A 4423-nucleotide genomic window follows, 5' to 3' on the forward strand; every position below is an offset into this window, starting at 1 on the left:
ATCGGGGAGTTGGGCAACAAGGGCTTCGAGTTTACGGTAAATACGGTAAACATCAGCTCACAGGATCTCAACTGGGAGTCCGGCTTGAACTTTTCCCTGAACCGCAATGAAATCAAGACACTTTTCGGTGATACCGGGACTTATACGTTAGAGGGACAGCAATACGAGGGAGAGCTTCCGGATTACTCTAACAACTGGTTCCCGGGCAAGTCCATAGACGTGATATGGGACTATGATATTATCGGAATGTGGCAGGAAGAAGAAGCGGAAGCAGCGGATGTATACAACTTGAGTCCGGGTGATATCAAAGCCGTAGACATAAATGATGACGGCACGTACCAATCGCAGGACGACAAGCGCTTCATCGGTCATACCGAGCCGCGCTTCCGGATTGGATTGCGCAATGATGTGTCCTATAAAAATTTCTCCGCTTCGGTCTTTATCCGCGCCAACCTGGGCCATAAGCTTCCGTTTGGGAATGCGATCCACTCGCATTCAACGTATGACCGGCGGAATACGCCTCCCACGCCCTATTGGACGAAAGAGAACCGGTCAAATGAATGGCCGCGGACTTCTCTGACCGACGACCCGTTCGGCGGGGGCATCATGATGTATAAAAATGCCTCGTTCGTTCGCATACAGGACCTGACGTTAGGCTATACGTTGCCGGAGCATATTATCCAGCGATTGCAACTCCGAAATCTCCGGTTCTTCGGTTCCGTACGCAATCTCTATAGCTTTGACGACTGGCCCGGCTGGGATCCCGAATCAGGCATGACGCCCATGCCGAGAACATTTACGCTCGGGCTGAATGTGTCATTATAATAAAAACGAAATTAAGCAAGAGCGAATCCAAACGATTTAAACGGATAATATTATGAAACGTATTATAACACATTCTTTACTTTTGATGATCGGTTCTCTGATCATGATATCGTGTTCAGACAGTTTCCTGGAGCCTGAACCCCAATCTTTCTTTGCGCCCGAGAATACATATACCAATGAAGCGGGTTTTGAGGCCCAGCTGGTAACCATGCGGAAGACTCTCGCTGATGCCGAATTTACCGGGGGCAGGGGGAGTGCTCTTTTTATCGGTCAGTGGGACGCCACGGAGGCGGGGATCGGTATCTGGGCGATGGACAAGGACCACCTTAACGGGAGCCCGAGTACCTATGTCGGTTTCTTCCAGCAGGCAAGCATGATCAATGATGTCTACACCTATATCAAAGATGCCAATGTTGTAATCTCTCGCATTGATAACATCGAGTGGGATGACCAGCAGCGGCGGAATGAGATCCTGGCCGAGGCCCTGTGGCACCGCTCGTACTGGTACAACCGGCTGGTCCACAGCTACGGGGATGTCCCTTTTGTAGGGGAAGAAATACAGGAAGCCAAACTGGACTTCCAGACGCATACTCGCGAGGCCATTCTGGACAAAATTCAGTCGGATATGGAATTTGCCGTTGAGCATCTCCCGGAGGAAGCTGTCCCGGGCGCGGTCAGCAGGGGCGCCGGCTACCACCTGTTGTCTAAAATCTACCTCGCCAACCTGGAGTTTGAGCAGGCCAGGGATGCGGCAAGTGAAGTGATTAATGGTCCCTATGCGTTGATGACCGAGCGATTCGGAGAAGATGCGGACGACCCCAAGCGCAATGTTATATGGGACCTGCACCGGCCGATGAATAAAAACAGTTCGGCCAATACCGAAACGATTCTGGCTATTGTTGACCGGTATGAAGCCCCGGTCGGCGCCCGGGATAATGCCGGCATGTTTACGATGCGAACATTTCACCCCGACTGGTGGCATTCCCGTCACCGCGACAGTGAAGGCAATGCCGGCATGATTGATGACGGTCCGATGTACGACACGCTGGGGCGGGGTAATCCGGATATCGCACTGACCGAGTTCCTGCAGTATCGCGCCTGGGAGGAAGAGGGGTATACGTGGGAGGATACCCCCGACCTGCGGAGAGCGGACATCAACTGGGTGGATGTGCATGAAATGCGGTATAACAACCCGGAATCGGTGAATTACGGCGACCAGTGGACCATCGAATACACCACGGGGGCCCGCGGAAGGGTGATCACCTCCATGTATGCCATGCCCTATTATAAAACGTATGTCCCGGAGGAGAGCGAAGAAGCGAGTCCTTTCGGTGGGAATGGAGACTGGTACCTGTTCCGCCTGGCCGAGACCTACCTGATAAGGGCCGAGGCCAACTACTGGCTGGACAATATGCAGGCCGCTGCGGACGATATCAATAAGATCAGGGCACGCGCGGAGGCTCCCCTGATTTCGGCCGGGGATGTCACCATCGATTATATTTTTGACGAGCGGGTTCGTGAACTGTTTGCCGAGGGCATGCAGCAGAACGAGCTGGCGCGCGTCTCCTTTACGATGGCCGAACTGGGCAGAAACGGGTACGACATGGAATCGATACACCAGGACAACTGGTGGTATGACCGGGTGATTTCGCGCAATTTCTATTACCCCGAACATCCCGAGAGCGGGACCAGTATTTCGATCGGGATTCCGTATCCCATCGGGGACCAGGTGGAAATTGTCGGAGGTATCCATCCCCATATCAATCCTCATAACTTCCTCTGGCCGGTGGCCGATAACATGATCGAGTCGAATACCCAGGGAAGGGTCAACCAGAATCCGGGCTACCCAGGCGCCGAGAATAACGAGCCTCCGCTTGAAACAATTGAAGGGGAAAGCTGGCAGGCCCCTTCCCAAGGTTCTTAAATAGCCCATTTCGTTGTGGCTCGGTCCAATTCATAGCGCGGGAATTCATTCCTGCGCTATGATTATTACTATGGAATAAGCGTTTACAGCCTGGCTACGTGGTGTTTGCCGAAGTAGTGACCAAATGCGATTTGTAAAAGTATCGAATACTCAAAGATTTTTATTAAGAGGGATCTAATGGATTTTTTGCTTGCCATGTTGTATGCACATATTTTAGGCAAAGAGTTCCTGCCTGGAAAAAAAGGTTGGTTCTTTTAAATAAATATTCAACTGCTGAACAGGTTATATTATAGAACTGGAATAAAGATTTCGATGCTTGCATAGATTCCGGTTAAAAATTAATGGATAATATGCTAAGACGTGATTTTATGCGGTTGTCTGCTTCGGCAGCCTTGGCCGGCTACATAGCTCCGCATACGGCTGGCATGGATCGGCCGGGAAAAAGTCTGGGCCGGGAAGTACCCTGGCTGAAAGAGATTCAGCAGCCTCATAAGGCTGTGTCCTCAAGTCCCGGACTCCCGGCTTTACGGGTTGACGAGGACGGGCGGGCGATCGAAACGCTGGTGGACTGGCAGCGAAAGCGTGCTTTGATTCGGGAGCGGTGGCTCAATTTTATGGGACCGCTGCCGGAGAACCCCGAACCTCCGCAACCGGAGGTTATTGAGGAAGACCACCCGACCGGGGTGATAAGGCAGCTGGTGGAATATGAGGGAGAGCCGGGTAGGGTCGTGCGAGGCTACCTGATCAAGCCCCGGTATCATGAGGGTCCGCTCCCCGGGGTCTTGACCCTGCACTCGACCACGGATAATACCATCGAGCAGCCGGCGGGCGTGCGGGGAGCGCCGGAGAAAGCTTTTGGTCTGAAGCTGGCTCAGCTTGGCTGCGTAACGTTCAGCCCGATGAACTTCCTCTGGGTGGATAAAGGTGAGCGTTCCTACGGGGAACAGGCCGAACGATTCAGAAAACGTCACCCGGACACTAAAGGCATGGCCAAAATGTTGTTTGATGCCTCCCGGGCACTCGATCTGCTTCAGCGCCAGTCCATGGTGGATGGTGAGAGGCTTGGGGTGATGGGACACTCTCTCGGTGCGAAAGAGGCGCTCTATCTGGCGGCTTTTGATGAGCGGGTCAAGTCGGCCGTGAGCAGTGAAGGGGGAATCAGCACGAAATTTTCCAACTGGGATGCGCCCTGGTATTTGGGGGAGTCCATTCGGGATTTCGGGCATGATCACCACGAACTGCTGGGACTTATTGCCCCGCGGCCCTTTTTGCTGGTAGGCGGGGACAGCGCTGATGGCAGCAAGAGCTGGCCGTTCATCGAAGAGGCGCTGTCGGTCTACGAATTATATGGCAACCCCTGCAGTACAGGGTTATTCAATCACGAAGAGGGTCACAGTGTGCCCCAGGTAGCGGAGCTACGGAGTTATCAATGGATGTTAAATTATATGTAAGCGATTTAAAGTTTATGGGAAAATATTTTAAATTTGTATACTCAAAAGTATACGATCTTAACTATTTAAATGTTAGCAGGATATAAACACTTTATTTTATGGCACAAAACCATCTTATACGAAAGACCAGGATCGATTCATTAACCGTTCAGGCATACGATTCAAAGGAAACCATGGGTGAGGCGGCGGCCGAATTTGTAGCTGAGAATATTCAGTCTGTCAT

Annotated in this window: 2 protein-coding genes and 1 pseudogene; all 3 read left to right on the forward strand. The window is 52.0% G+C overall.

All coding sequences use genetic code 11. The features are described from left to right. A pseudogene (locus ACESLU_RS12115) lies at positions 1-825 on the forward strand (SusC/RagA family TonB-linked outer membrane protein); the annotation flags it as partial. Between the two features lie 103 nt (positions 826-928). Further along, a complete protein-coding gene (locus tag ACESLU_RS12120; protein ID WP_372638911.1) occupies positions 929-2749 on the forward strand; it encodes a RagB/SusD family nutrient uptake outer membrane protein in 1821 nt (606 codons plus the stop codon). A gap of 350 nt (positions 2750-3099) precedes the next feature. Beyond that, positions 3100-4200 (forward strand): alpha/beta hydrolase family protein, encoded by a 1101-nt coding sequence (locus ACESLU_RS12125; protein ID WP_372638912.1) that lies wholly within the window; start codon positions 3100-3102, stop codon positions 4198-4200. Positions 4201-4423 lie beyond the last annotated feature (223 nt).

Source organism: Fodinibius sp. (assembly GCF_041642155.1).
GTDB lineage: Bacteria > Bacteroidota > Rhodothermia > Balneolales > Balneolaceae > Fodinibius.